At 68.2% G+C, this 21850-nt stretch carries 21 protein-coding genes; 7 read left to right on the plus strand and 14 right to left on the minus strand.

Going from position 1 to position 21850, the window contains the following annotated elements:
* The first annotated feature begins 243 nt into the window (after positions 1-243).
* Positions 244-1395 (plus strand): threonine aldolase family protein, encoded by a 1152-nt coding sequence (locus tag LuPra_RS28360; protein ID WP_110173885.1) that lies wholly within the window; start codon positions 244-246, stop codon positions 1393-1395.
* A 13-nt stretch (positions 1396-1408) separates the two neighbouring features.
* Here LuPra_RS28360 and LuPra_RS28365 read toward each other — a convergent pair whose 3' ends face one another.
* The 4 genes from LuPra_RS28365 to LuPra_RS32370 all read right to left on the minus strand — a co-directional run bounded on the left by LuPra_RS28365 (position 1409) and on the right by LuPra_RS32370 (position 5339).
* Positions 1409-3622, minus strand: a complete 2214-nt coding sequence (locus tag LuPra_RS28365; RefSeq protein WP_234800594.1) for a xanthine dehydrogenase family protein molybdopterin-binding subunit — start codon at positions 3620-3622, stop codon at positions 1409-1411.
* The gene (locus tag LuPra_RS28370) at positions 3619-4107 is read right to left on the minus strand and encodes a (2Fe-2S)-binding protein (protein ID WP_110173886.1); all 489 of its coding nucleotides are present in this window, start codon (positions 4105-4107) and stop codon (positions 3619-3621) included. The genes LuPra_RS28365 and LuPra_RS28370 overlap by 4 nt, the downstream gene beginning before the upstream one ends.
* Before the next feature lie 268 nt (positions 4108-4375).
* A complete protein-coding gene (locus LuPra_RS28375) occupies positions 4376-4909 on the minus strand; it encodes a YIP1 family protein (RefSeq protein WP_110173887.1) in 534 nt (177 codons plus the stop codon).
* A gap of 10 nt (positions 4910-4919) precedes the next feature.
* Entirely contained in the window at positions 4920-5339 is a 420-nt protein-coding gene (locus tag LuPra_RS32370; RefSeq protein ID WP_157899794.1) for a c-type cytochrome, read from the minus strand.
* 538 nt (positions 5340-5877) lie between these two features.
* On the opposite strand from LuPra_RS32370, the gene LuPra_RS28385 reads away from it, so the two are divergent.
* A complete protein-coding gene (locus LuPra_RS28385) occupies positions 5878-6924 on the plus strand; it encodes an RluA family pseudouridine synthase (protein ID WP_157899795.1) in 1047 nt (348 codons plus the stop codon).
* Here LuPra_RS28385 and LuPra_RS28390 read toward each other — a convergent pair.
* The gene (locus tag LuPra_RS28390) at positions 6857-8761 is read right to left on the minus strand and encodes an APC family permease (RefSeq protein ID WP_157899796.1); all 1905 of its coding nucleotides are present in this window, start codon (positions 8759-8761) and stop codon (positions 6857-6859) included. The genes LuPra_RS28385 and LuPra_RS28390 overlap by 68 nt on opposite strands.
* Before the next feature lie 200 nt (positions 8762-8961).
* Between LuPra_RS28390 and LuPra_RS28395 the strand changes: the two genes are divergently transcribed.
* The 4 genes from LuPra_RS28395 (at position 8962) to LuPra_RS28410 (ending at position 12953) form a co-directional block, all read left to right on the plus strand.
* Positions 8962-10044, plus strand: a complete 1083-nt coding sequence (locus LuPra_RS28395; RefSeq protein ID WP_110173891.1) for a branched-chain amino acid aminotransferase — start codon at positions 8962-8964, stop codon at positions 10042-10044.
* The gene (locus tag LuPra_RS28400) at positions 10044-10841 is read left to right on the plus strand and encodes a PhzF family phenazine biosynthesis protein (RefSeq protein ID WP_110173892.1); all 798 of its coding nucleotides are present in this window, start codon (positions 10044-10046) and stop codon (positions 10839-10841) included. The genes LuPra_RS28395 and LuPra_RS28400 overlap by 1 nt, the downstream gene beginning before the upstream one ends.
* 189 nt (positions 10842-11030) lie before the next feature.
* Positions 11031-12197, plus strand: a complete 1167-nt coding sequence (locus tag LuPra_RS28405; RefSeq protein ID WP_110173893.1) for an exo-beta-N-acetylmuramidase NamZ family protein — start codon at positions 11031-11033, stop codon at positions 12195-12197.
* Between the two features lie 90 nt (positions 12198-12287).
* Positions 12288-12953, plus strand: a complete 666-nt coding sequence (locus LuPra_RS28410) for a 3-keto-disaccharide hydrolase (RefSeq protein WP_110173894.1) — start codon at positions 12288-12290, stop codon at positions 12951-12953.
* 51 nt (positions 12954-13004) lie between these two features.
* On the opposite strand, the gene LuPra_RS28415 is transcribed toward LuPra_RS28410, so the two are convergent.
* Entirely contained in the window at positions 13005-13586 is a 582-nt protein-coding gene (locus tag LuPra_RS28415) for a M48 family metalloprotease (RefSeq protein ID WP_157899797.1), read from the minus strand.
* A gap of 130 nt (positions 13587-13716) precedes the next feature.
* Here LuPra_RS28415 and LuPra_RS28420 point away from each other — a divergent pair, with 130 nt between their 5' ends.
* Positions 13717-14142 (plus strand): hypothetical protein, encoded by a 426-nt coding sequence (locus LuPra_RS28420; RefSeq protein WP_110173896.1) that lies wholly within the window; start codon positions 13717-13719, stop codon positions 14140-14142.
* 261 nt (positions 14143-14403) lie between these two features.
* Here the strand turns inward: LuPra_RS28420 and LuPra_RS28425 are convergent, their stop codons facing one another.
* The 8 genes from LuPra_RS28425 to asd all read right to left on the minus strand — a co-directional run bounded on the left by LuPra_RS28425 (position 14404) and on the right by asd (position 21609).
* Positions 14404-14640: a hypothetical protein gene (locus tag LuPra_RS28425; protein ID WP_110173897.1), complete on the minus strand. Its 237-nt coding sequence runs from the start codon at positions 14638-14640 to the stop codon at positions 14404-14406.
* A 4-nt stretch (positions 14641-14644) separates the two neighbouring features.
* The gene (locus LuPra_RS28430) at positions 14645-15514 is read right to left on the minus strand and encodes an LOG family protein (RefSeq protein WP_234800595.1); all 870 of its coding nucleotides are present in this window, start codon (positions 15512-15514) and stop codon (positions 14645-14647) included.
* Between the two features lie 13 nt (positions 15515-15527).
* Positions 15528-16529, minus strand: a complete 1002-nt coding sequence (locus LuPra_RS28435) for a M20/M25/M40 family metallo-hydrolase (RefSeq protein WP_110173899.1) — start codon at positions 16527-16529, stop codon at positions 15528-15530.
* Positions 16517-17368, minus strand: coding sequence for a 2,3,4,5-tetrahydropyridine-2,6-dicarboxylate N-succinyltransferase (locus LuPra_RS28440; protein WP_110173900.1), 852 nt, complete (start codon positions 17366-17368; stop codon positions 16517-16519). The genes LuPra_RS28435 and LuPra_RS28440 overlap by 13 nt, the downstream gene beginning before the upstream one ends.
* Entirely contained in the window at positions 17365-18273 is a 909-nt protein-coding gene (dapA, locus tag LuPra_RS28445) for a 4-hydroxy-tetrahydrodipicolinate synthase (RefSeq protein WP_110173901.1), read from the minus strand. The genes LuPra_RS28440 and dapA overlap by 4 nt, the downstream gene beginning before the upstream one ends.
* A 193-nt stretch (positions 18274-18466) precedes the next feature.
* Positions 18467-19168 carry a 4-hydroxy-tetrahydrodipicolinate reductase gene (locus LuPra_RS28450; RefSeq protein ID WP_110173902.1) on the minus strand — a complete coding sequence of 234 codons (702 nt, stop codon included), beginning with the start codon at positions 19166-19168 and terminating at the stop codon, positions 18467-18469.
* Complete coding sequence (lysC, locus tag LuPra_RS28455) at positions 19168-20553, minus strand: lysine-sensitive aspartokinase 3 (protein ID WP_110173903.1); 1386 nt, start codon at positions 20551-20553, stop codon at positions 19168-19170. Before lysC ends, LuPra_RS28450 begins: the two co-directional genes overlap by 1 nt.
* Before the next feature lie 9 nt (positions 20554-20562).
* On the minus strand, positions 20563-21609 hold the full coding sequence (gene asd / locus LuPra_RS28460) for an aspartate-semialdehyde dehydrogenase (RefSeq protein WP_110173904.1): 1047 nt from the start codon (positions 21607-21609) through the stop codon (positions 20563-20565).
* Between the last annotated feature and the right edge of the window lie 241 nt (positions 21610-21850).

A 21850-nucleotide genomic window follows, 5' to 3' on the forward strand; every position in this document is an offset into this window, starting at 1 on the left:
AAGGACGCGGCATTCAACCGTCGACATCAAGACTACATGGTGATTTTACGCTCGCATGACGTCGACGCAGGCTCCCTGAACCAACGCCCTGGTCACGAAGCTGCAGTGGGCCCTTGAAGGTGGCACCGCGCCGAGCGGGTGCGAGACGGTCGACCTGAAGGTCGACCGCTACGTGTGGACTGCAGCCTACAATGGCGACGCGAAGGCCGGCGTCTTGCCAGGCTCGCGCAGCGAAGGACACACATGCAGCCAGTAACCCGGCGCGGATTCGTTGAGGCGGTGGGTGCCGCGACCGGTTTCACGGCGCTGTCGCCAACCGATGATCTGGCAACCGTGACAGTCGCTCCGGAGAGGACCGTCCACCTCTCCGGCGACGGCGTCGCGATCACGCCAGGTGAGTACACGGCACTGCTCGACGCCCTGTGCCGGAAGGTCACGCCGGCGCAGGACACATACCTGCTCGGGGGCGAGGTGGAGGCGTTCGAGCGGCATTGGGCCCAGCTGCTCGGCAAGGAAGCGGCGGTGTTCATGCCGTCGGGCACACTGGCCAACCAGCTGGCACTGCGCGCCCTCGCCAGCACCAGGCGCCGCGTCATCGTGCCGGAGATGAGTCACATCTACAATGACACCGGCGACGCCTGCCAGACTCTCTCCGCGCTGACGCTGATCCCCCTTGCCCCGGGTACCGCGACGTTTACGCGCGCCGATGTGGAGGCCGTCCTCGCGCGGACCGCCGGCGGACGGGTCGCCACCGACGTGGGCGCCATCGTGATCGAGAGTCCCATCCGCCGGTTGACGGGGCAAATGTTCGATTGGGACGAGGCCAGGCGCATTTCTGCCCTCGCCCGCGAGCGCGGTATCGGCATGCACCTGGACGGCGCACGGCTGTTCATCGCGTCGGCCTACACGGGGATAGCGCCGTCCGAATACGCGGCGGCCTTCGACACCGTGTACGTGTCGCTCTGGAAGTATTTCAACTGCGGCATCGGGTCCATCCTCGCGGGGCCGAAGCGTGTGCTCGACGGCATGTTCCACGTGCGGCGCATGTTCGGCGGCAACCTTGCCGTCGGCTGGCCGGCTGCCCTGGTGGCGCGACACTACATGGACGGCTTCCTCGATCGCCTCACCAATGCCGTCCACGTGTCCGAGGCGTTCTACGGCGCCATGGCGAGACATCCGATGGTGGCCGTTGAGCGGATCTCCAACGGTACGAACCTGGCCCGCATCACCATCAAGACTGCCGATCCCACGGTCGTGGCACGCCGGCTCGCCGATCGCGGCGTGCTCCTGCCTGCCGCCACGGCCGGAGGCGTGATCACTCTCGGCGTCAACGAGACCTGGAACCGCACCACGGCGGCGGACCTGGTGCAGGCCTTCGCACAGGCATTGGCCTGACGCGCAACGGCTGTCAGGTCAGCAGCGACACGGGAAGCGCGTCGGCGACCTGGCCGAGCCCGCGCACGGCCGAACCTATGGCTGGCGCCACGCAGACGATGGGCGTCTCTCCCGCGCCGGCCGACGGCAGGTCGTGCCGATCGAGCACGACGACATCGATACGCGGGACGTCCTTGAAGCGTGGCACGCGGTAACGAGCCAACGTCCCATTGGTCAGCTTTCCCTCACGGAACTCGAGGGCCTCGAACAGCGCACCGCCAAGCCCTTGCACGACGCCGCCTTCGATCTGGTTGCGAATGCCGTCGGGATGGACGACCGCGCCACACTCGAACACCACGACAAGGCGCTCGACGCGGAAGCCAGTGCGGTCGCGCGAGACCTCGGCCGCCGTCGCCACGTATCCGCCCTTCTCGGCGCCGCAGGCGATGCCGAGCGTCCGGCCCGATGCCGACGGCTTTGGCCATCCCGCCTGCTCCGCCGCCTTCTGCAGGACGGCACGCATGCGCTCGTCGGACAGGTGCGTCAGCCTGAACGCGACGGCATCGACCCCGAGTTCGCGCGCGATCCGGTCCATGTGCATCTCGCGCGCATGGTGATTGGCGGTGGCGGCCAGCCCCCGATAGGACCCTTGCCGGAGTGGCGACGCCGACGGATGGAAATCGATTCGCTGGTTGGGGATGTCGTACGGCGTGCGGATGCCGGACGCGCCGGAGTTCCAGTTGTCGAACTCCCAGGTGACGATCCGGCCGCCCTCGTCGACGCCGGCATGGACGTCGATGACGCCGGCCGGACGGGCATAGCCGAACGAGAACTCCTCGGCACGGGTCCATACCAGCTTGACGGGAAGGTTGGCGGCCTTCGCAAGCCGGGCCACCTCGATCGCATGCTCGCCCGTGTGCTTGCCGCCGTAGGCCGATCCGGTGTCGGGGACGATGACGCGCACGCGGCTCTCCGGAATCCGGAACGCCTGCGCCAGCTCGCCGCGCACACCGAACGGCCGCTGCGTGCCGCACCAGACCGTCAGCGCACCGTCGATCCATTCGGCGACCGCGGCGCGCGGCTCGAGCGGCACGTGCGCGATGTACGGGATGCGGTAGCTCGCGCTGAAGGTGCGGCGTGTCGCCGCCTTCGCGGCGGCGAGGTCACCGACCACCACGCCGGGTGTCTGACGACCAGCGGCGCCTGGCGCGAGTCCGCGCTTGAGGTGCTCGTACAGGGTGTCCGACGACGGCTGGTCAGGCTCGGTGCGCCACGTGGTGCCAATCGCGGCCGCGGCGCGGCGCGCCGCGCGCTCGGTACTCGCCACCACGCCCACGAAGTCCGCGTCCCGCACGACGGTGACACCCTGCATCTCCCGCGCCCGCGCATCGTCTACCGACTCCAGCGTGCCACCGTAGCCCTGCGGACGCACGACGCATCCGTACTTGAGCCCCGGCCGGACGAGATCCGGAGTGAACAGGTGCTGCCCGGTCACGAACGCACGGCCCTGCACCTTCGGCGGAGCGGTGCCGCGCACGCGCCATTCGGCACGTGGGGTCAGGGCACGGTCGGCGGGCACGACGCCGGTCAGCGTCTCGCCGCGAACCAGCTCGCCGTACGCGAGCGAACGGGAGCCGTCGGTGACACGTCCGTCACGCGCGGTCAGCGCAGCTCCGCTCACCTGCCAGCGCTGCGCCGCGCGATCGATCAGCATCTGGCGCGCGGTCGCTGCCGCACGACCGAGTACCGGTGCCATCCGGGGCGTCGACAGGGATCCGAAGGTCCCGGCATCCCAGGGCACGAGGGCCGTGTCGGCCATGACCATGGTCACGACGTCCAGTCCCACGTGCAGTTCCTCGGCGACGGCCTGCGCCAGCGACGTGCGGATGTTCTGCCCGATCTCGGTCTTCCCGGTGCACGCCGTGACCCGGCCGTCCTCGCCGATGTGCAACCACGCCGACACATCCGCGGAGATACCCTCCGCACCGCCACGGCCCGATTCCTGCGGCATGGCCTTGGGCCCCGAAGCCTTGGCGGAGGCGGCCAGCACTGCAAGGCCTCCGCCCATCGCGGCGAAGACGCGGATGAAGTCGCGTCGCTGCAACTCGAACCGATACCGCGCCGGCGCGTCGAGTTCGTAACGCTCGACGTCGATGGCATCGTCGTGTTGTGGGCCAGCCTGGCGCGCCGAAGCCGTCTGGCGAAGCCGGGCGTGGGGCGCCGAAGCCGTACGGCGAAGGCGGCTCATCGCGACACTCCGGCGCTCGACGTCGCGCGGGTACGCTCCGCCGCGATCTGCACCGCCTTGACGATGCGGGAGTAGGTCCCACAGCGGCACACGTTGCGGTCCATGGCGCGCGCGATGTCCTGCGCCGAGGGCCTGGCGTTGGCGCGCAGCAACGCGACGGTGGCCATCACCATGCCCGGCGTGCAGTAGCCGCACTGGAACGCCTCCGCGTCGAGAAACGCCTCCTGGACCGGATGCAGGCGCTCACCCTGCGCGAGGCCCTCGATGGTGGTGACCTCCTTGCTGGCGAGCGCGTCGACGCGGAGCACGCAGGAGCGCATGGCCTGCCCGTCCACAAGGACCGTGCAGGCACCACACTGGCCTTCACCGCAGCCGAACTTCGACCCCGTCAGTCCCAGGTCTGATCGCAGCACCGAGAGCAGCGTGTCCTCGGGCTCGACGTCCACGTCGTGCATCCGGCCATTCACCCGCAGCGTGACTCGCATGGGCCGATTGTACGGAAACCTCGGTCGGACGGTCGGATGAATCTATGCGCTGTCGAGCTGTCCCTCTGCAGGCGGCAATTTGGCATCGCAGCATTGCGGCATCGCGGCATTCCACCATTGGCAATGCCGGCGAACGGGCTGACCCAAGACGGCACGCCGATGAGGCTGGCGCGACGTCGTTCGATGAAGCGAAAGGCCTCAACCGGATCATCGTCGATCGTGACGAACACGCGGTCGCGACGGCAACAGCGCCGGACGTCCTGGGAGATCAGGACAGCGCAGGTCCCCACACGACGCCCAACGTCACGGTCAGCGTGATGACGATGGTCATGGCGACCAGGCACACCGCCAGCGCGCGCCACGGACTTGCGTAGTCCAGCGCATGCTGGACGGCGACGATCATCGTCGCCAGCATCCACAGTCCCGTCGCCACGAACACGGGAACACTCATGCCGTGCACCACGGCTACAGAGAGCAGCAGGCCTGGAGCGGCCGAGAAGCCGGTGGTGCGGAGCAGTTCGTCGAGCGTCACGCGCGTGTCGGTCGACGGCAGGATGCGGGTGCCAATGTGGAAGATGAGCACCGCCCAGACGACCCAGACGGCGCACGCCACGACGCTCACGGCGACCAGGGTGAACGGGTGCGCGCCATACCAACCGCTGGCGCCGATGCCCGCCGCGAGGCTGGCAAGCAGTACCGTGATCGCGGCCTGGACGGTCGTGCCCCGGTCCGCCTCGATGCTCTCGTACATGCCCGCATCGAGCGTGGCGGCACCCATGAGGCGATACAGGTAGAGGGTCATGGCAGTGGCGTCACGGCGCCTGACGTGCCTGGAGGGACTCGAGGTGTCGGACGATTGCGCCCACCAGGTCGCGGAAGGCCTTCTCGCCACCCTGAGCGAGCGCCGATGACATGGCGTCGCCCCACACCGGCATGTCCGACGGGCCATGCGGGCCGATGCGCGTGCGACCATCGATGGCCCTGGCCACCGCTTCGGCATCGAAGGTGTCGCCATGGCGCCGCGTCAGCATCGTCAGGTCGGTGGGCGGAACACGCAGAAAATCCACCATCGGGCCGTCGCCACGCCCCGACAGGCCATGGCAACTCGCGCAGTACGAGCGGTAGAGCGCGGCGCCGTTGGGACCCGACGACTGGGCCGGCGGCCGCGCGAGGCCGCCGACGAACACGCCACACGCACACACGAGCAGCAGGCCGAACGGCGTTCGCGACAACGTTGTGCTCCATTTCCCTGGCCGGGCTGAGATCGACACTCCTGGATCACGCTGGCCCGAGCCTGGCGCGGACCCTTCCGGGATAGTGCAAGGCGTGCACCAGCCGTCGACGCGCGTAGGTCCTCGCCACTGCGTGAAGCCAGGAAAGACGTATCGAGCCCTGCCACGTGAAATTCCGGCCGTCCACGGGAAATCTCCCGCGGTGGCCGGCGCCGGACAGGTTGCCGCCGGCGCATGGCGCGCCTGCCCTCGCCGCGGCCCCCAGGCTCTGGCATACTCGGCCCCACCCCAGCAACAGACCCGACCGGCATACCCCGCCGCGTGGATCGCGGCTGGCGCGATCGGAGTGCGCGAGGGGCACAACTGGACGCAGGGCATGCAGGAGTACTGTGCCTCCGGGTCCCCGGTGCCCGACGGTTTCACCCGGTGCCCGATCTCGGGAATCGGAGAGGCCGGGTGCGGCAGGCCAGGACCCGGCTCTCGGTTACCAGCACCGATCGAGGCACAATGGGGGGATGGCCATGCCCCGGAGACACCCGTGACCCGGCGAGACGAGCCTCGCAGCACCGCCGCGGTGCTCGAACGCCAGTTCGTCGCCGATCGCGGTGACGAGCGCTTGCGCCTCGACCAGTCCGTGATGCGTCATCTCGCGGATGAGCCGGGCGTGTCGCGAACACGTGTCCAGCGTTGGCTCGACGCGGGGCTGATCTCTGTCAATGGCGTCGGCGGCCGGCGCGCATCGTCGACGCTTCGGCTAGGCGACGAGGTCGTGGTGACGCTGCCGAAGCCGCGCGTCCGCAAGGTCCATGCGGCCGAGTCGCTCGACGTGCCGATCCTCTTCGAGGACGAGTGGCTCGTCGTGGTCAGCAAGCCAGCCGGAATGGTGAGCCACCCGACTGGACGCCTGCAGTCGGGCACCTTGTTCAATGCCCTGTTGCACCAGGCGCGCGCGTGGGAGGACACGACGTCGCGGCCGGGGCTGGTCCATCGGCTGGACCGCGACACGTCGGGCGTGCTGCTCGTGGCCAAGTCTCGCGCGGTGCACGCGCGTGCCGCGCGCATCCTTGCCACCGACCACGCGAACAAGACCTACCTCGCGGTGGTCATCGGCAAGCCACCCGAGGACGCGACGATCACGTATCCGCTCGGCAAGATCTCAGAGCGGCCACCGCGCGTCGGTGTCGTGGACGATGGCTGGCCCAGCGTCACGTGGGTGCAACGCCTGCGTTCGACGTGGCCGATGCCCGACGGCCTCGCGTTGCTCGAGTGCACGCTCGGCACGGGACGGTTGCACCAGATCCGCGCCCACCTGCTCGCGGCCGGCTGGCCTGTCGCCGGCGACCCGATCTATCGCAGCGTGAAGGCCGAAGCGAAACTGCCAGCGGTGACGCGCGCGCAGGTGGATGCGCTGCAGGGGCAGGCCCTGCACGCATGGCGGCTGACGATGCCGCATCCGATGACCGGCGAGATCCTCGACGTCACGGCGCCGGTGCCGGCGCGCCTGCAGGCCCTCGGCGTCAACCCAGGTGGATCCTGGGACGCCAGTGCGGGTCGGGTTCGATCTGCCGTAACACCTCACGCGTGACCGGCGCGGTGTCGCCCTCGCCGAAAGCCATGAACTTCAGCAGGTAGGCAATCGGGTTGCCTTCGGTCCAGCCGAAGTAGGCATGCGGCACCCGGCCGGTCGCGTCCCGCACGTGCAGCAGCAGGGCCGCGATGGCATTGGGCACCGCCGGGCTCTTGCAGCGCAGCACGTGATACGGGCCGATCTGCACACCCTGTACATCGAGTACATCGTCGACGAACTCCGACGCATCGCCCGGTTGCACCTCGAGGAACAGCACGTTGTTCAGGCTCTCGATGTGGTGACTGCTGCGCGCCTCGCGCCATTTCGCGGCGTATTCGGCCTCGACGCCCTTGTCCGGGCGGTTGGCGATGACTCGCACCGTCGGCGCCGTGAGCGACGCCAGCCAGGCGCCGGCTTTCTCGTCGAAGTTCACGTGCTTGATGCGCAGTTCCGTGCTGCGCAGGACGCGCGAGGTGAGCGAGGACGCGATGATGGTGAGGATGAAGAAGCTCGCGATCTTGAGGCCGTCGGGCCGCTCGACCATGTTGACGACAGTCGTGTAGGCGAAGACGAGCGTGATCGCACCGAAGCCCCACACCGCGCCATGGTGTTTGCGCGCGTGGATGGTGGTGGCCAGCGCCGCCGACGTCATCAGCACGAGGACGCCGGTGGCATAGGCCCCGCCCTGGGCCTCGACGTTGGCATCGAAGATCAGCGTCACCACGCACGTGACGAGCAGGATGATCAGCACCAGCGGCCGCGTCGCCCTCACCCAGTCGGGTGCCATGCCGTACCGCGGCAGGTACTTCGGAATCAGCGTCAGCAGCCCGGCCATCGCGGACGCGCCGGCAAACCACAGGATGGCGATCGTCAGCACGTCGTACGCCGTGCCGAAGATGTGCCCCAAGTCGCGGTGGGCGAGGTAGGCGAGCGCCCGGCCTCGCGCCTCACCGCCTTCGGCAAACGCCGACGCTGGAATGTTCAGCGTCGTCGCGACACTGCTGGCAAACAGCAGGACGCTCATCATCAGCGCCGCGGTCGTGAGCAGGCGCCCCGTGTTCCTGATGCGCCCCTGCGGCGCCGCTTCGGTCTCGCCGGCCTCACCGCGGACCAGCGGCATCACGGCGACGCCGGTCTCGAAACCCGAGAGGCCGAGTGCCAGCTTGGGGAAGAGGAACAGCGCAACCGCCACCATCATCACCGGGTTGCCGTGAGTGGCGAAGAGTGCCGTTCGCCAGTTGGCGAGGTACTCGGGATGGTGCAGCACCGCCCACAGCTCGACGGCGAGCACGACCGCGTTCAACGCCAGGTAGCCGATGACGATCACGACCGCGAGGCCGATGGCTTCCTTGAACCCCTTGAGGAAGACGGCGCCGAGCGCCGACAGCAACATCAGCGTCAGCCAGATCGGATGGTCCAGCCAGTTCGGGGAGAACGGGTTGTGGATGATGTGCTCGGTCGCGTCCGCGGCCGAGAGCGTGATGGTGATCACGAAGTCGGTGGCCGCGAACCCGAGCAGGATCAGGACCAGGGCCTTCCCGCGCCAGCGCGGGAGCAACTGCTCGAGGAGCGAGATGCTGCCCTGGCCATGTGGGCTCAGTGCGGCAATACGCCGGTAGACGGGCAGCGCGCCCGCCAGCGTCAGCGCGATCAGGACCAGCGTGGCCAGCGGCGAGAGCACGCCGGCGGCGAGGAAGGCGATGCCGGGCTGGTAGCCGAGCGTCGAGAAGTAGTCGACGCCAGTCAGGCACATCACCTGCCACCAGGGCGCCGTGTGCGCGGGAGCGTGGTGAGCGGCCGTCGATTCCGGAGCGAGGTCCGACAGGAGCCAGGTGCGAATGTTTGTCGTGGTCACGAGTGTTCTGCGCCGCTCGGCCGGGAACCTGGCTTCCGGGGCGAACGTCAACACTACGCCGCCCGCGGGCGCACGGCAAGGCCGCCCGCCCCATCGCCGCGGCCGGCGACGCTGCCGCAGAAGCGGCGAGACAAGTACAATTCGGCTATCCGGCGTCCGCACCGCCATCCCGTGCGGCGCGACGCGGGAGGAGGCCTCTCATGTCCGTCAGTGCGTCTGCGCCCGTGATCCCGGTCACCAGGACCTCGTCGCCCCGGCCCCACCCGGCCGAGGACGCCCTGGGGTTCGGCAAGTACTTCGCCGACCACATGCTGGTGGTCGATTACACCGAGGGCCAGGGTTGGCACGACGCGCGGATCGTGCCCTACGGCACCCTTGCACTCGACCCGGCCGCGTCGGTCCTGCACTACGGGCAGGCGATGTTCGAGGGCCTGAAGGCGTACCGGCTCATGGACGGCCGGATTTCGCTTTTCCGGCCCGATCGCAACGCGCACCGGATGGCCACGGGCGCGGGTCGCCTGTCGATTCCGGCGATCGATCAGTCGCTGTTCGTGCAGGGCATCGCGCAACTCGTGGCTACCGATGCCGATTGGGTGCCGTCGGCGCCGGGCACGGCGCTGTACATCCGGCCCACGATCATCGCGACCGAGCCGTTCCTCGGCGTGCGGGCATCGAGGACATACACCTTCTACGTGATCACCGGACCGGTCGGCGCCTACTACGCGGGCGGGCTGAAACCGGTGAGGATCTGGGTCGAGCGCGAACGCGTGCGCGCGGTCAGGGGCGGCATCGGCGCAGCCAAGGCCGCGGCCAACTACGTCGCCAGCCTGCAGGTGGCCGAGCAGGCGCGCGAGCGCGGCTGCGACCAGGTGCTGTGGCTCGACGCGATCCAGCACGAGTACGTCGAAGAGGTAGGCACGATGAACCTGTGCCTGGTGATCGACGGCACGCTCGTCACGCCGCCGCTCGGCGGCAGCATCCTCCCGGGCATCACCCGCGACACCGTGCTGACGATTGCGCGCGACTGGGAGATGCCGGTCGAGGAGCGTCTCGTCTCGATGACCGAAGTACGGGACGCGCATGCGAAGGGCACGCTGCAGGAAGTCTTCGGCGTAGGAACGGCAGCCGTGGTGTCGGTGGTCGGAACCCTCGCGAGCGAGGACGGCGACATCGTGATCAACGGCGGCGAGCCCGGGCCGGTGGCGCAGAAGCTGTACGACGCCATCACGCGGCTGCAGTACGGCCTCGATCCCGACCCTCGCGGCTGGCGCATGGTCCTCTGATGCGGCTGCCCCTCTATCAGGTCGACGCTTTCACGGACGAGGTGTTCCGCGGCAACCCGGCAGCGGTCTGCCCACTCGAGACGTGGCTCCCGGACGCCACGATGCAGGGCATCGCGTCCGAGAACAACCTCGCCGAGACGGCCTTCTTCGTCCAGACCGGGCCGGCGCAGTATCACCTGCGCTGGTTCACGCCGGAAGTGGAAGTCGACCTGTGCGGACACGCGACCCTCGCGTCGGCCGCGGTGCTCTACGAGAAGCTGCGACAAGACGCGCCGGCCGTGACGTTCGACACGAGAAGCGGCGCCTTGAAGGTGACCCGCGACGACGGAGCGTACACGCTCGACCTGCCTGCGCGCCGCGCCAGGCCCCTGCCGCCGGATCGACACGTCGCGGTGGCGCTCGGTGGCGAGCCGGCCGAACTCTGGCTGGCGCGCGACTGCATGGCCGTCTACACGACGGAGGCCGAGGTCCTCGCGCTCACGCCCGACATGTCGAAGCTGAAGGCGCTCGGGGTGTTCGGCTTCATCGCCACGGCACCGGCAGACCAGACCCGCTCTCCGGGCGCCGACTTCGTGTCGCGCTTCTTCGCACCTGCTGCTGGCGTCGCCGAAGACCCGGTCACCGGTTCGGCGCACTGCACGCTGGTCCCGTACTGGGCCGACCGCCTCGCGAAGACCACGCTCGAGGCGCGCCAGGTGTCCAGGCGCGGTGGCGCCATGCGGTGCGTGATCGACGGAAACCGTGTCCGGCTGACCGGCCGCGCGGTGTGCTACTTCGAGGGCACAATCACCGTCTGACGCGCTGCCGACGACCGGACAAGTCCGGCGGCTGCAGGGCTCAGCTCTGCTACGGTCGAATGCTTCCTGTCGCGTCCGCAGGACGAAGAAAGGCGATGAACCCGCGCACCACGTACGGCGACGCGCGTCCCTTCGTCAAGTCATCACGCCCCGTGACCTTCCACCTCACAGCAAGAAGGTAAAAAAGGCATGCCCGTCACACTCGGTCTCACTCGCCTGCTGGCGTCCGGCCGCCTGAAGGGGGCCCGCGTCGGCCTGGTCGCCAACCCCTCGTCGGTCGACGCGCGCTTCGTGCACGCCGTCGAGCAGGTCACCGCGACCGACGACGTCACGCTGGCGGCAGTCTTCGGTCCACAGCACGGCTTCCATTCGACGCTGCAGGACAACATGATCGAAACGCCCCACGCCGAGGATGCGACGCGACGGGTGCCGGTCTACTCGCTCTACAGCGAGACGCGCGAGCCAACCGACCCCATGCTCGAGGGCCTCGACGCGCTCGTCGTCGACCTGCAGGACGTGGGCACGCGGGTGTACACGTTCATCTACACGATGGCGTATTGCCTGAAGGCCGCCGCGCGTCGCGGCCTGCCGGTGATCGTGTGCGATCGCCCGAATCCGATCGGTGGACGGATCGTCGAAGGCCCGACGCTGGCGCCAGGCTTCGAGTCGTTCGTGGGGCTGTATCCGATCGCCCTTCGTCACGGGCTGACCATTGCGGAACTGGCGCGGCTGTTCAACACACAGTTCGGCATCGGCGCGCCGCTCGAAACGATCGCGATGGAAGGCTGGTCTCGTGGCGACTGGTGGGACGCAACCGGTGTGCCGTGGGTCATGCCGTCGCCCAACATGCCAACGCTGGACGCGGCGGTCGTCTATCCCGGCATGGTGCTGTTCGAGGGCACGCTGATGTCGGAAGGTCGAGGCACGACCAGGCCGTTCGAGCTCGTGGGCCATCCGGGCATCGACGCCGAGCGCTTCGCGAGCGGCCTGAACGCGCAGCAGTTGCCGGGTGTGCACTTCCGGCCTGCGTACTTCGAGCCCACGTTCCAGAAGCACGCGCGCGTCACCTGCGGCGGCTGCCAGTTGCACGTCACCGATCGCGAACGATTCCGATCGGTAGATGCGGGGATCGCGCTGCTCTGTGCGTTCAGGGACGCCTTGCCCGGGCGCGTGCTGCCGTGGCGGCCGCCGCCGTACGAGTACGAGTACGAGAAGATGCCGATCGACATCCTGGCCGGGTCGGACGGATTGCGCCGCGCGGTGGATGCGGGCGCGAGTCCGCAGGAAGTCAGCGTGGCCTGCCGGCTGGATGCAGGCTCGTTCGACGTGATGCGCACGTCGTCGCTGTTGTACTAGGGCCGGGCTCGGAGAGCCGGCCCTACCACTGGTCCAATGTAGCGCCGGGCTGTCCCAGCCCGGCGTCGGGTTCGCACAAGGAGTCCACCCATGCGTCGTCTGGCCCTCTCGTCCGTGCTCGTTCTCTCCCTCGCCGTCGCGCCCGCGCTCGTCGCCCAACAGGCCGAGGCCGGCTTCACATCGCTGTTCGACGGCAAGTCGCTCTCTGGCTGGACGCTGGTCGGCGGCAGGGGTGAAGGGTACGGCGTCAAGGATGGCGTGCTCTTCTGCGCCAAGGGTGGCGGCGGCAAGCTGCTCACCGACAAGGAATACAGCGACTTCGTCCTGCGGTTCGAGTTCAAGATGCCGCCCGAAGGCTCCAACAACGGCCTCGGCATCCGCGCGCCGCGCGAGGGGGACGCCGCGTACCAGGGGATGGAACTGCAGATCATCGACGAGGCCGCGGCACTGTCGGGCAAGTGGGGCACGCTGAAGGACGCGCAGTACCACGGCAGCGTGTACGGCGTGATCGCGGCCAAGAAAGGCGCGATGAAGCCCGCCGGCCAGTGGAACGTGCAGGAAGTGACCGCGAAGGGCAAGCAGATCACCGTGGTGCTCAACGGCCAGACGATTCTCGATGCCGACCTGTCGACGGTCACCGATCCCGCGGTGCTCAAGCAGCACCCGGGCGTGCTCCGCACGAGCGGCCACATCGGCTTGCTCGGGCACAACGACTACATCGAGTTCCGGAACATCCGGATCAAGGAACTTCGGTAGGGGCAGCTCTCTGAGCTGCCCAGGGCGCCTCCGAGAGAGGCGCGCCTACCCTTACTGCGCGGCGGTGGTCGTCTCGAGGCCCAGGAAGGCCTCGAGCGACCCGTGCACCGCATCGGCGCCCCACATGGCGTTGTACACCGCCACCAGTTGTCGCCGGGTCACAACGCGCATCGCGATGCGATTGGCCAGCTGCTCGGTCTGCACGTACGGATGGTGCGTGTAGATCCACACGTGACCGAGCTCGTGCGCGAGCGCCGCTTCCAGCTGTTCCGCAGTCAAGCCGCCGACGAACCCACGCTCGACTGACAGCGCGAACGCCGAGTTACCCGGCTCACGACGGACAGACACGCGCCGATCGTCGTGCTCCACGATCGTCACTGTCACCACGGCGGTGATGCCGAGTTTCTCGCTCAACGAATCGACCACCAGTTGTACGGTCGCGGCCTCTCCCAAGCGCGGTTCACCAGGCTCGGCGTGCTCACGTTCCATTTCACCGGCCCTGAGCGTCGGGGCCGACGCCATCACGAGCGTCAGCGCGAGGCCGACAATGAAGCGATCGCACCAGGATGAGTAGAAGTTACGCGACGGCCGCCCCTCCGGCACATGTGCGCCGTGGCTCCGTTCCGTGGGCAAGCGCTGCCCTGTTAACGACTTGCATGGCTGAACTCGAAAGGGCACGCCGCTTGCTCCTTATGGATGCGAGCCGGGATGTCCGGCCCCGAACTAACAACGCGCCACACGGAACGACATAGGGAGACACGTAATGAAGACACTCAATACCGCGCTCGCATCGTTCGTCGTGATTACCGCACTCGGGACGCCGGCTTTTGCCCAGGACCAGAAGCCACAACCGGAGCCGGTTCCATTGCCGGCGCCAACTCAGCAGGCCCCGACCGTGGACGATCGGCAACGCCCGCCTGTGGACATGAAGACCGAGGCGAGTGAAGAGAAGACCATGGCGACCGGCCGACTGGTCAAGGTGAACACCGATGAGATGACTATCGTCATCAAGGGTGCCGACGACCAGGAGCAGTCGTTCCGCTACACCGATGCCACCAAGGTCATCGGCGCGCAGGAGCAGGTGTCCGGCCTCTCGACAAAGGCCGGGTCGCTCGTGACGATCCACTTCACCCAGGGTACGGGCGAGACGCGCATCGCCACCAAGGTGCTGTTCGACACGAAGAAGTAACGACGTCGCACGTGACGTGCGGTGCGCACGCGCGGGCTCACGTCGAGCCGGCGCGGACAGGCTCGGTCCCTCGCGGGGCCGGGCCCTTGTCGCATTATGCGAACATGCCCCGCGGCGAGACAAGCACAGCCACACAAAAACCGGACCCGGGCACCGGGATCCGGGTACCGGGTACCGGGCACGAAATCGGGCACCGGGCAACGGCACCCCAAGAGCCACAGGCTGAGCTCCTGAGCTCCTGAGTTCCTGAATTCCTGTGATCTACTCCTGCGCGTCGCGAATGGTCTGCCTGACGGGATCGGGCAGCATGCGCGTGGCAAACTTCCAGCAGGTTCCGCAGGCGGGGCAATCGTAGTAATGGATCGGCAGCTGCGGCATCGACGCGGCCTGGGTGCGGAATGCGCCGGAGGAGATCTCCGTGTGGACGTGCACCAGTGTCTCGTCGCAGTCGGGACAGGCCGGATTGTCGGGGCGTGGCGGAACGATGGACAGCGCCACGGGGTCAGCCCTGGGTCTTGGCGATGTCGGGCGTGCGCGTCACCACGTGCGGTGGTTCCGGGCGCAGGTGATGCACCTGGAGGTGGTCGCGCAGCACACGAAACGCACGCTTCGGCGTATCCACCTTCTCCATCAACGTCAGGTCGTCTTCGTGGATCGCGCCCCACTCGACCAGCGGCTGCAAATGCAGGATCTGGTCCCAGTAATGCGAGCCGTACAGGATCACCTTGAGCTGCTTCGAGAGCTTCTGGGTCTGCACCAGGGTCAGGATCTCGAAGACCTCGTCGAGCGTGCCGAAGCCGCCGGGGAACACCACGAGCGCCTTGGCCAGGTACGCAAACCAGAACTTCCGCATGAAGAAGTAGTGGAATTCGAAGTGCAGGCGATCGCTGACGAATGGGTTCGGGCCCTGCTCGAACGGCAGCTTGATGTTCAGGCCGATGCTCTTGCCACCGGCCTCGTGCGCACCGCGATTGGCCGCCTCCATGATGCCGGGACCACCGCCGGAACAGACCACGAACCGGTGCATGTCCGAGTCGAGTTCGGCCGTCCACTCCGTGAGCATCCGGGCGAGCGTCCGGGCATCCTCGTAGTACTTCGCCCACTCCACGGCCTTCTCGGCCCGCTTGAGTTCGTCCTTCGACGCGCGAAGCTTCGCGGTCGACTTGCCGCGCACCTTGAGCACCTGCAGATCGCGTCGCGTCTCGGCCCGGCTCTTGACACGCGCCGACCCGAAGAACACCACCGTGTCCTTGATCCCTTCCTGGGTGAACCGTCGATGCGGCTCGAAGTACTCCGACAGGATGCGCAGCGGCCGCGCATCGTCGCTCTGGAGGAACTCGGCGTTCAGGTAGGCCAGTGGTTGGCTGCTCATGGGGTCTCGAGGGCTAACCAGCGAGCAGGTGGCGGGCAATCCGCTGGTAGTCATCGACGGCCCGGTGCAGATCCGCGATGGCGACCGACTCGTGGTCGGTGTGTGCGACGTGAATGGATCCCGGTCCGTACATCAGGCGCGTTCCCCACGCATTGAGCAGCGGAGCATCGGTCGTGTAACCCACCACTTCCTTTTCGAAGCCGTCGAGGGTCGCCATGTGGAGCGAGGGCACATGGTAGACGTACTCGATATCGACCAGCGGGCGGATCGGCTCGAGCACCGCCAGCACTTCTTCGTAGGGCGTGACGATGCGAAAGAGGAGATCGGCCGTGGCCGAGGGCGGAATCACGTTGGGCGCGAGGCCGCCGTTGATCGCGCCGATGTTGAACTGCGTGGGCCCGAGCACGCCGTCGATCGGCAGCGCCATCGCGCGCACCTGCTGCAGCGCGTCGAGCAGTTTCTCGATCGCCGACTCGCCGAGGTGCGGGTAGCCGGAATGGGCCGCGCGGCCCTTCGCGTGCAGCTTCACGCGCACCACGCCGCGATGCCCGAGCGCGAGCCGGCCCTCGGTCGGCTCGCCGTTGACCAGGAAGCGGGTGACTCCGCGGGAGAGTTCGTCGGCGATCATCGCCCCGTCACTGCCCCGCTCCTCGCCGACCAGGAACAACAGGCCCACGCGCGTCTCGCCGGCGGCGCGCATCGCCTCGACTGCGGCGAACTGGCTGACGAGGATGCCCTTGGCGTCGCAACTGCCCCGTCCGTGGATGCGATCGCCCTCGACCCGGCTCGGCGTGAAGGGCGGTACGCAATCCATGTGCGTGGAGAAGATCACCTCCGGCGTGCCGACGGTCGCGAGCACGTTCACACGCGCGCCGGTGACGGTCTGGCGGGTCACGGCGTACCCACGCTGCTCCAGTTCCTCGCCGACCATCACGCAGACCGCGGCCTCGTCGCCGGTCGTGCTCTCGACGTCCACGAGCCGACGCGTCAGCGCGACGACGTCTAGCGGATCCATCGTTCGAGCTCGGTGCGGGTGTCGGTGCGGCTGTCTCGGTACTTGACGATCACCGGCGTGGCCAGCGAGAGTTTCCACTCGACGCCGGGCCCCTCGGTGACGGCACGAGCGCCCGGGACGACGACCGCGCCTTCCGGAATCACGAGCGGTTGCCCGTTCTCCGGCCGGATGATGCGGCCGTTCGGCAGGTCGTAGACCGGCGTGGACCCGGTGAGGATGGTGCCGGCGCCGATCACCGCACGCGCCTTCACCACCGCGCCCTCGTAGATGCCGGTGTTGCCGCCGACGAGCACGTCGTCCTCGATGATGACGGGCATTGCGCCAACCGGCTCGATCACGCCCCCGATCTGGGCAGCGGCACTGAGGTGCACGCGAGCGCCGACCTGCGCACACGAGCCGACGAGCGCGTGCGAGTCGATCATCGAGCCCTCGCCCACGTAGGCACCGATGTTGACGTACATCGGCGGCATCGCAATCACGCCCCTGGCCAGGTGCGCGCCGTCGCGCACGGACGAACCGCCCGGAACGATGCGGATACCGCTGCCGGCGCCGAATCGCTGCAGCGGCAGCGTGTCCTTGTCGAAGAACGGCCACCGGCCGTGATCCATCGACGCATCGACGAGGTCACCGAAACGGAACCCGAGCAGGATCCCCTGCTTCACCCAGCTGTTCACCACCCAACCGGTGGGCGAATTGGCATCCGGCGAGGCGGCACGTACGCTGCCCTCCGACAATGCGGCGCGCAGGCGCCCGAACAGTTCACGTCCTTCTTCGCGGGAGGCGTCGGCGCCGGCGGCCCAGAGCCGCTCGACGTCCTGACGCAAGGCCTCGATGCTCATGCGGATGTGGTCTCTGCCAGCAGGCCCAGATCCAGGGCGATGCGGCGCAAGGTCTGCAGGCTGTGACTCGTCGGCGCGACCATCGGCAGCCGGTACGTGGGTTCGAGCAGCCCGGCCAACGCCATGACCGCCTTCACCGGGCCCGGGTTGGACTCGAGGAAATTGGCCTGCAGCAACGGCAACAGCCGCTGGTGGATCACCCGCGCGGCGGCGAAGTCGCCACGCTCGCAAGCCTCGACCAGCCGCGCCATGTCGGACGGCACCTCGTTGCCCGCCACCGAGATGACGCCCTCACCACCGAGTGCCATGACCGGCAGGGTCAGCGTGTCGTCGCCCGACAGCACGAGGAAGTCCGCGGGGACGCGGCGGCGGACGTCCGCGATCTGGAACACGTTGCCAGATGCTTCCTTGATGCCGACGATCTGCGGCAGCTGCGCGAGCCGCTCGGTGGTGGCCGGCTCGATGTTGCTGCCGGTGCGCGCGGGCACGTTGTAGAGCACGATGGGCAGGTTCGTGTTCGACGCAATCGAGGCGTAATGCTGGAACAGCCCTTCCTGCGTCGGCTTGTTGTAGTACGGCGATACCGACAGGATGCCGTTCGCGCCCGCAGCGGCCATCGCATGCGCGGACTCGATCACCTCGGCGGTGTCGTAGCCACCCGCACCGGCGAGGACCGGCACCACGCCCTTGACCTCGTCCACGACAAGCTCGACGACGACGCGTTTCTCGGCCGCCGACAGCGTCGGCGCCTCGCCCGTGGTACCCACGGGAACGAGGAAATGCATGCCGGCCTCGATCTGCCGGCGCGCCAGGCGACGTACCGCCGCCTCGTCAATCCGTCCGCTCACGGTGAATGGCGTCACCAGGGCGGTGCCACAGCCGGTGAAGGGTCGTCGTGGGGTCATGGGGTCAAGCATAATCGGGAATCGGGAGTCGGAATCAGTACCGGGTTCCGGGTACCGGGTACCGGGTACCGGGTACCGGGTACCGGGCCGGGCTCGGCGAGCCGGCCCTACCATCTGCGGCCGGCGTCTGGCGTTGCTGTTGCGACGGTAGCGTCGGGCGGTCCCAGCCCGACGTCCCCTCGACGTCCGGCGTTCAGCGTTCAGCGTTCTCCGTGATGCCGAGGACGTCGCGCATCGAGTACCAGCCCGATCGCCCGTGCACCCAGCGTGCGGCGCGCAGGGCGCCATGCGCGAACGTGGCACGATCGCGCACGGTGTGTGTCAGCGTGACCGTCTCCGCGGGGCCGTCGAACCCGGCCACGTGCGTGCCCGGGATGTGCCCGGCACGCGTCGACGACACATCCACGTGGCGGGTCAATCCTGCCTGGCGCATCGCATCGAGCAACAGCAACGCCGTCCCCGACGGCGCGTCGCGTTTCTTCGAGTGATGCGCCTCGTGCAGGAACGCGTCGTAGTCGTCCAACCGCTCGACGGCCGCACTCACGACGCGGACGGCCGCCTCCATCAGGTAGGCACCGACGGAGAAATTCGAGGCCACTACAGCGCCGGCGCCGCGACGCTCGACAATGGCCCGTGCCGTCGCCTCGTAGTCGCCCCAGCCAGTGCTTCCGAGCACGAGCGTCGGTGCCAGCGTGCTCAAGCGCTCGAGGTTGACGCGCAGTGCGTCGCCGGTGGCAAAGTCGATCACCACGTCCGCACCCGTCGACGCCGCCGCCGCCCACGTCTCGTCGACACTCGCACTCGTCAACACGCCGACGACCTCGACGCCATGCGCGGCCGCGTGCAGTCCCACGAGCCGTCCCATGCGGCCGTGCCCGAACAGGACAGCGCGCATCAGGCCACGACTCCAGCCGGTTCGACCTCGAGGCAGAAACGCTCATGCACCCGCGACATCGCCGCCTGCAACTGCGACTGCGGCAGGACGACGGTGAGGTTGCGGCGCGCGCCCGCCTGCGACACCATCCGCAGCGGGAACTCGTCGAGGGCGCCGAGCACGCGTGCGGCAAGGCCCGGCTCGAGCCGCAATCGTTCGCCCACCGCGCACAGCAGCGCCATCTCGGACTCGACGCCGACCTCGGCAAACACCGACAGGTCGGCCACGATTTCGTCGAGGGCACGCCGATCCTCGATGGTGATCGACACGCTCACCTCGGAGGTCGTGATCACGTCCACCGACGTCCGGTAGCGCTCGAACACCTCGAACACGCGGCGCATGAACCCGTACGCGGCCAGCATCATCGTCGAACGGATGTCGATCACGGTGATGTCACGCTTGCATGCGAGTCCGGTGAGCGGCGCCTCGGGCAGCGGCGGGTTGGCCGTGATCGTCGTGCCCGCGACTTCCGGACGATGCGAGTTCAGGATGCGGACGGGGATGCCATCGGTGACCGCTGGAGCGATGGTGCTCGGGTGCAGCACCTTGGCACCGAAGTACGCCAGCTCGGACGCCTCGGCGAACGACAGCGATGGCAGCGGCCGCGCTCCCTCGACGATGCGCGGGTCGGCCGTCAGCATGCCGTCGACGTCGGTCCAGATCTGGATCTCGGCGGCGTGCAGTCCGGCGCCGAACAGCGATGCGGAGTAATCCGATCCGCCACGCCCCAGCGTCGTCGTGATGCCCTCGGCCGTTGCCCCGATGAAGCCTCCGAGCACGGCGACCACACCAGCCGACGTGATCGGTAGCACACGCTCCTTCAGCCGAGCCGCCGTGGCCGCCTGGTCGGGCAGGGCGTGGCCGTGGTCAGCACTGGTCACGAGCACGCGTCGTGCGTCGACGCACTGGGCGGCCGTCCCGAGTTCGGTGAGAGCCGCGGCGACCAGACGGGAACTCGCCAGCTCGCCCATCGCGACAACCGCGTCTCGCGACCGCGGCGATACCTCGCGCAGGACGGCCATCGCGTGCAGCAGCGCCGCCGCCTCGCGCCATTGGCGTTCGAGCGCGTCGAGCACGTCGCCTTGCTCGTCGGCCCGGGTGAGGAGTGCTTCGGCTGCCGCGCGATGACGATCGCGCATGACCGCGACCTTCTGCGACGCCAGTTCCGCATCGCCACGCTCGACCGCGGCGACCGCGTCGAGCAGCTGATCGGTGATGCCGGACATCGCTGACACCACGACGACCGGCGCACCGCTCGTCGCGTACTCGCGCGCGACGATCCGCGCCAGGCGACCAATGGCCTCCGGGTCCTTGACCGACGTGCCGCCGAACTTCATCACGACCATGGCGTCACCTCAGAGCAGGCCTTGCGCCTGCATGAGCTCGGCATTGAGCAAGGCCGCGCCGGCCGCGCCGCGCACCGTGTTGTGACCCAACGCCACGAACTTGTGCTGGAGGACCGGGCACGGGCGCAGGCGCCCGAGGAAAACCGCCATGCCGTTCTCGCGCTCGACATCGAGACGCGGTTGTGGCCGGTTCTCCGCTTCCAGATAAACGAGCGGCCTGGGCGGCGCGAACGGCAACCCGATTTCCTGGGGCAGGCCGCTGAACGCGTCGAATGCTGCGCGGATGTCGGCTGCGGTGACGCTGGAGGCAAAGCCGACCGAGATCATCTCGCTGTGGCCGTCGATGACCGGGACCCGCGTGGTGTGGGCGCTGATGATCACCGGGTGTGGCTCGACATGGTCGCCGGCGAGCCTGCCGAGGATCTTCTGCGGCTCCATCTCGAGCTTTTCCTCCTCGCCACCGATGAACGGGACGACGTTGCCGAGGATGTCGAGCGAGGGCACGCCCGGGTAGCCCGCACCGGAGACGGCCTGCAGCGTGACGACGTTGCACGTGGTCAGGCCGAGCGCTCGAAGCGGCGCCAGCGCCATCGCCAGGAACATCGTCGAGCAGTTCGAGTTGGTGACGATGCCGCCCTTCCAGCCGTAGGCGGACTTCTGCTGTTCGAGCAACTCCAGGTGGTCCGGGTTGATTTCCGGGATCAGCAGCGGCACCAGCGGGTCCATCCGGTAGTTGCGCGCGTTGCTGACGACGATGTGTCCGGCATCGGCAAAGGCCTTCTCGAGATCGCCGGCGACGTTGGCGTCGAGAGCGGAGAACACGAGCTTCGGACCGTTGCCGGGGACGGGCCGCTGCACGACACGCGCGGCGGCAGCGTCGGGCATCGGGGTGGCGAGCTTCCAGTTGGCGGCGTCGGCGTACGTCTTCCCTTCCGAACGCTCGCTGCCGGCCAGCCAGGTGGCTTCGAACCACGGATGACCGGCAAGCAACCGCACGAACTGTTGACCGACCGTGCCGGTGGCGCCAAGCACGCCCACTGCTACTCGAGACGACATCGAATCCTCGCTTCGTCCGCCTTCAACGACAAAACCCGCCTGCGCGGGTCGCGCGGCGGGTTTCTGTGGTGCACGTACGCTTTGTGGAGATGAGCTGTTCTGCTCAGGACGCGTACACGAGCCACCCGCGCGCGGAGTCGAGCTCCCGCTTTCGAGTGGTCACGGTAATGGTGATGATGGTGCGCGTCATGGCCAGGTGCCGGATCACTCCGGCGGCCCATAGATTAGCCTCCGGCCGCGC

The sequence above is a fragment of the Luteitalea pratensis genome, from assembly GCF_001618865.1.
Lineage (GTDB): Bacteria > Acidobacteriota > Vicinamibacteria > Vicinamibacterales > Vicinamibacteraceae > Luteitalea > Luteitalea pratensis.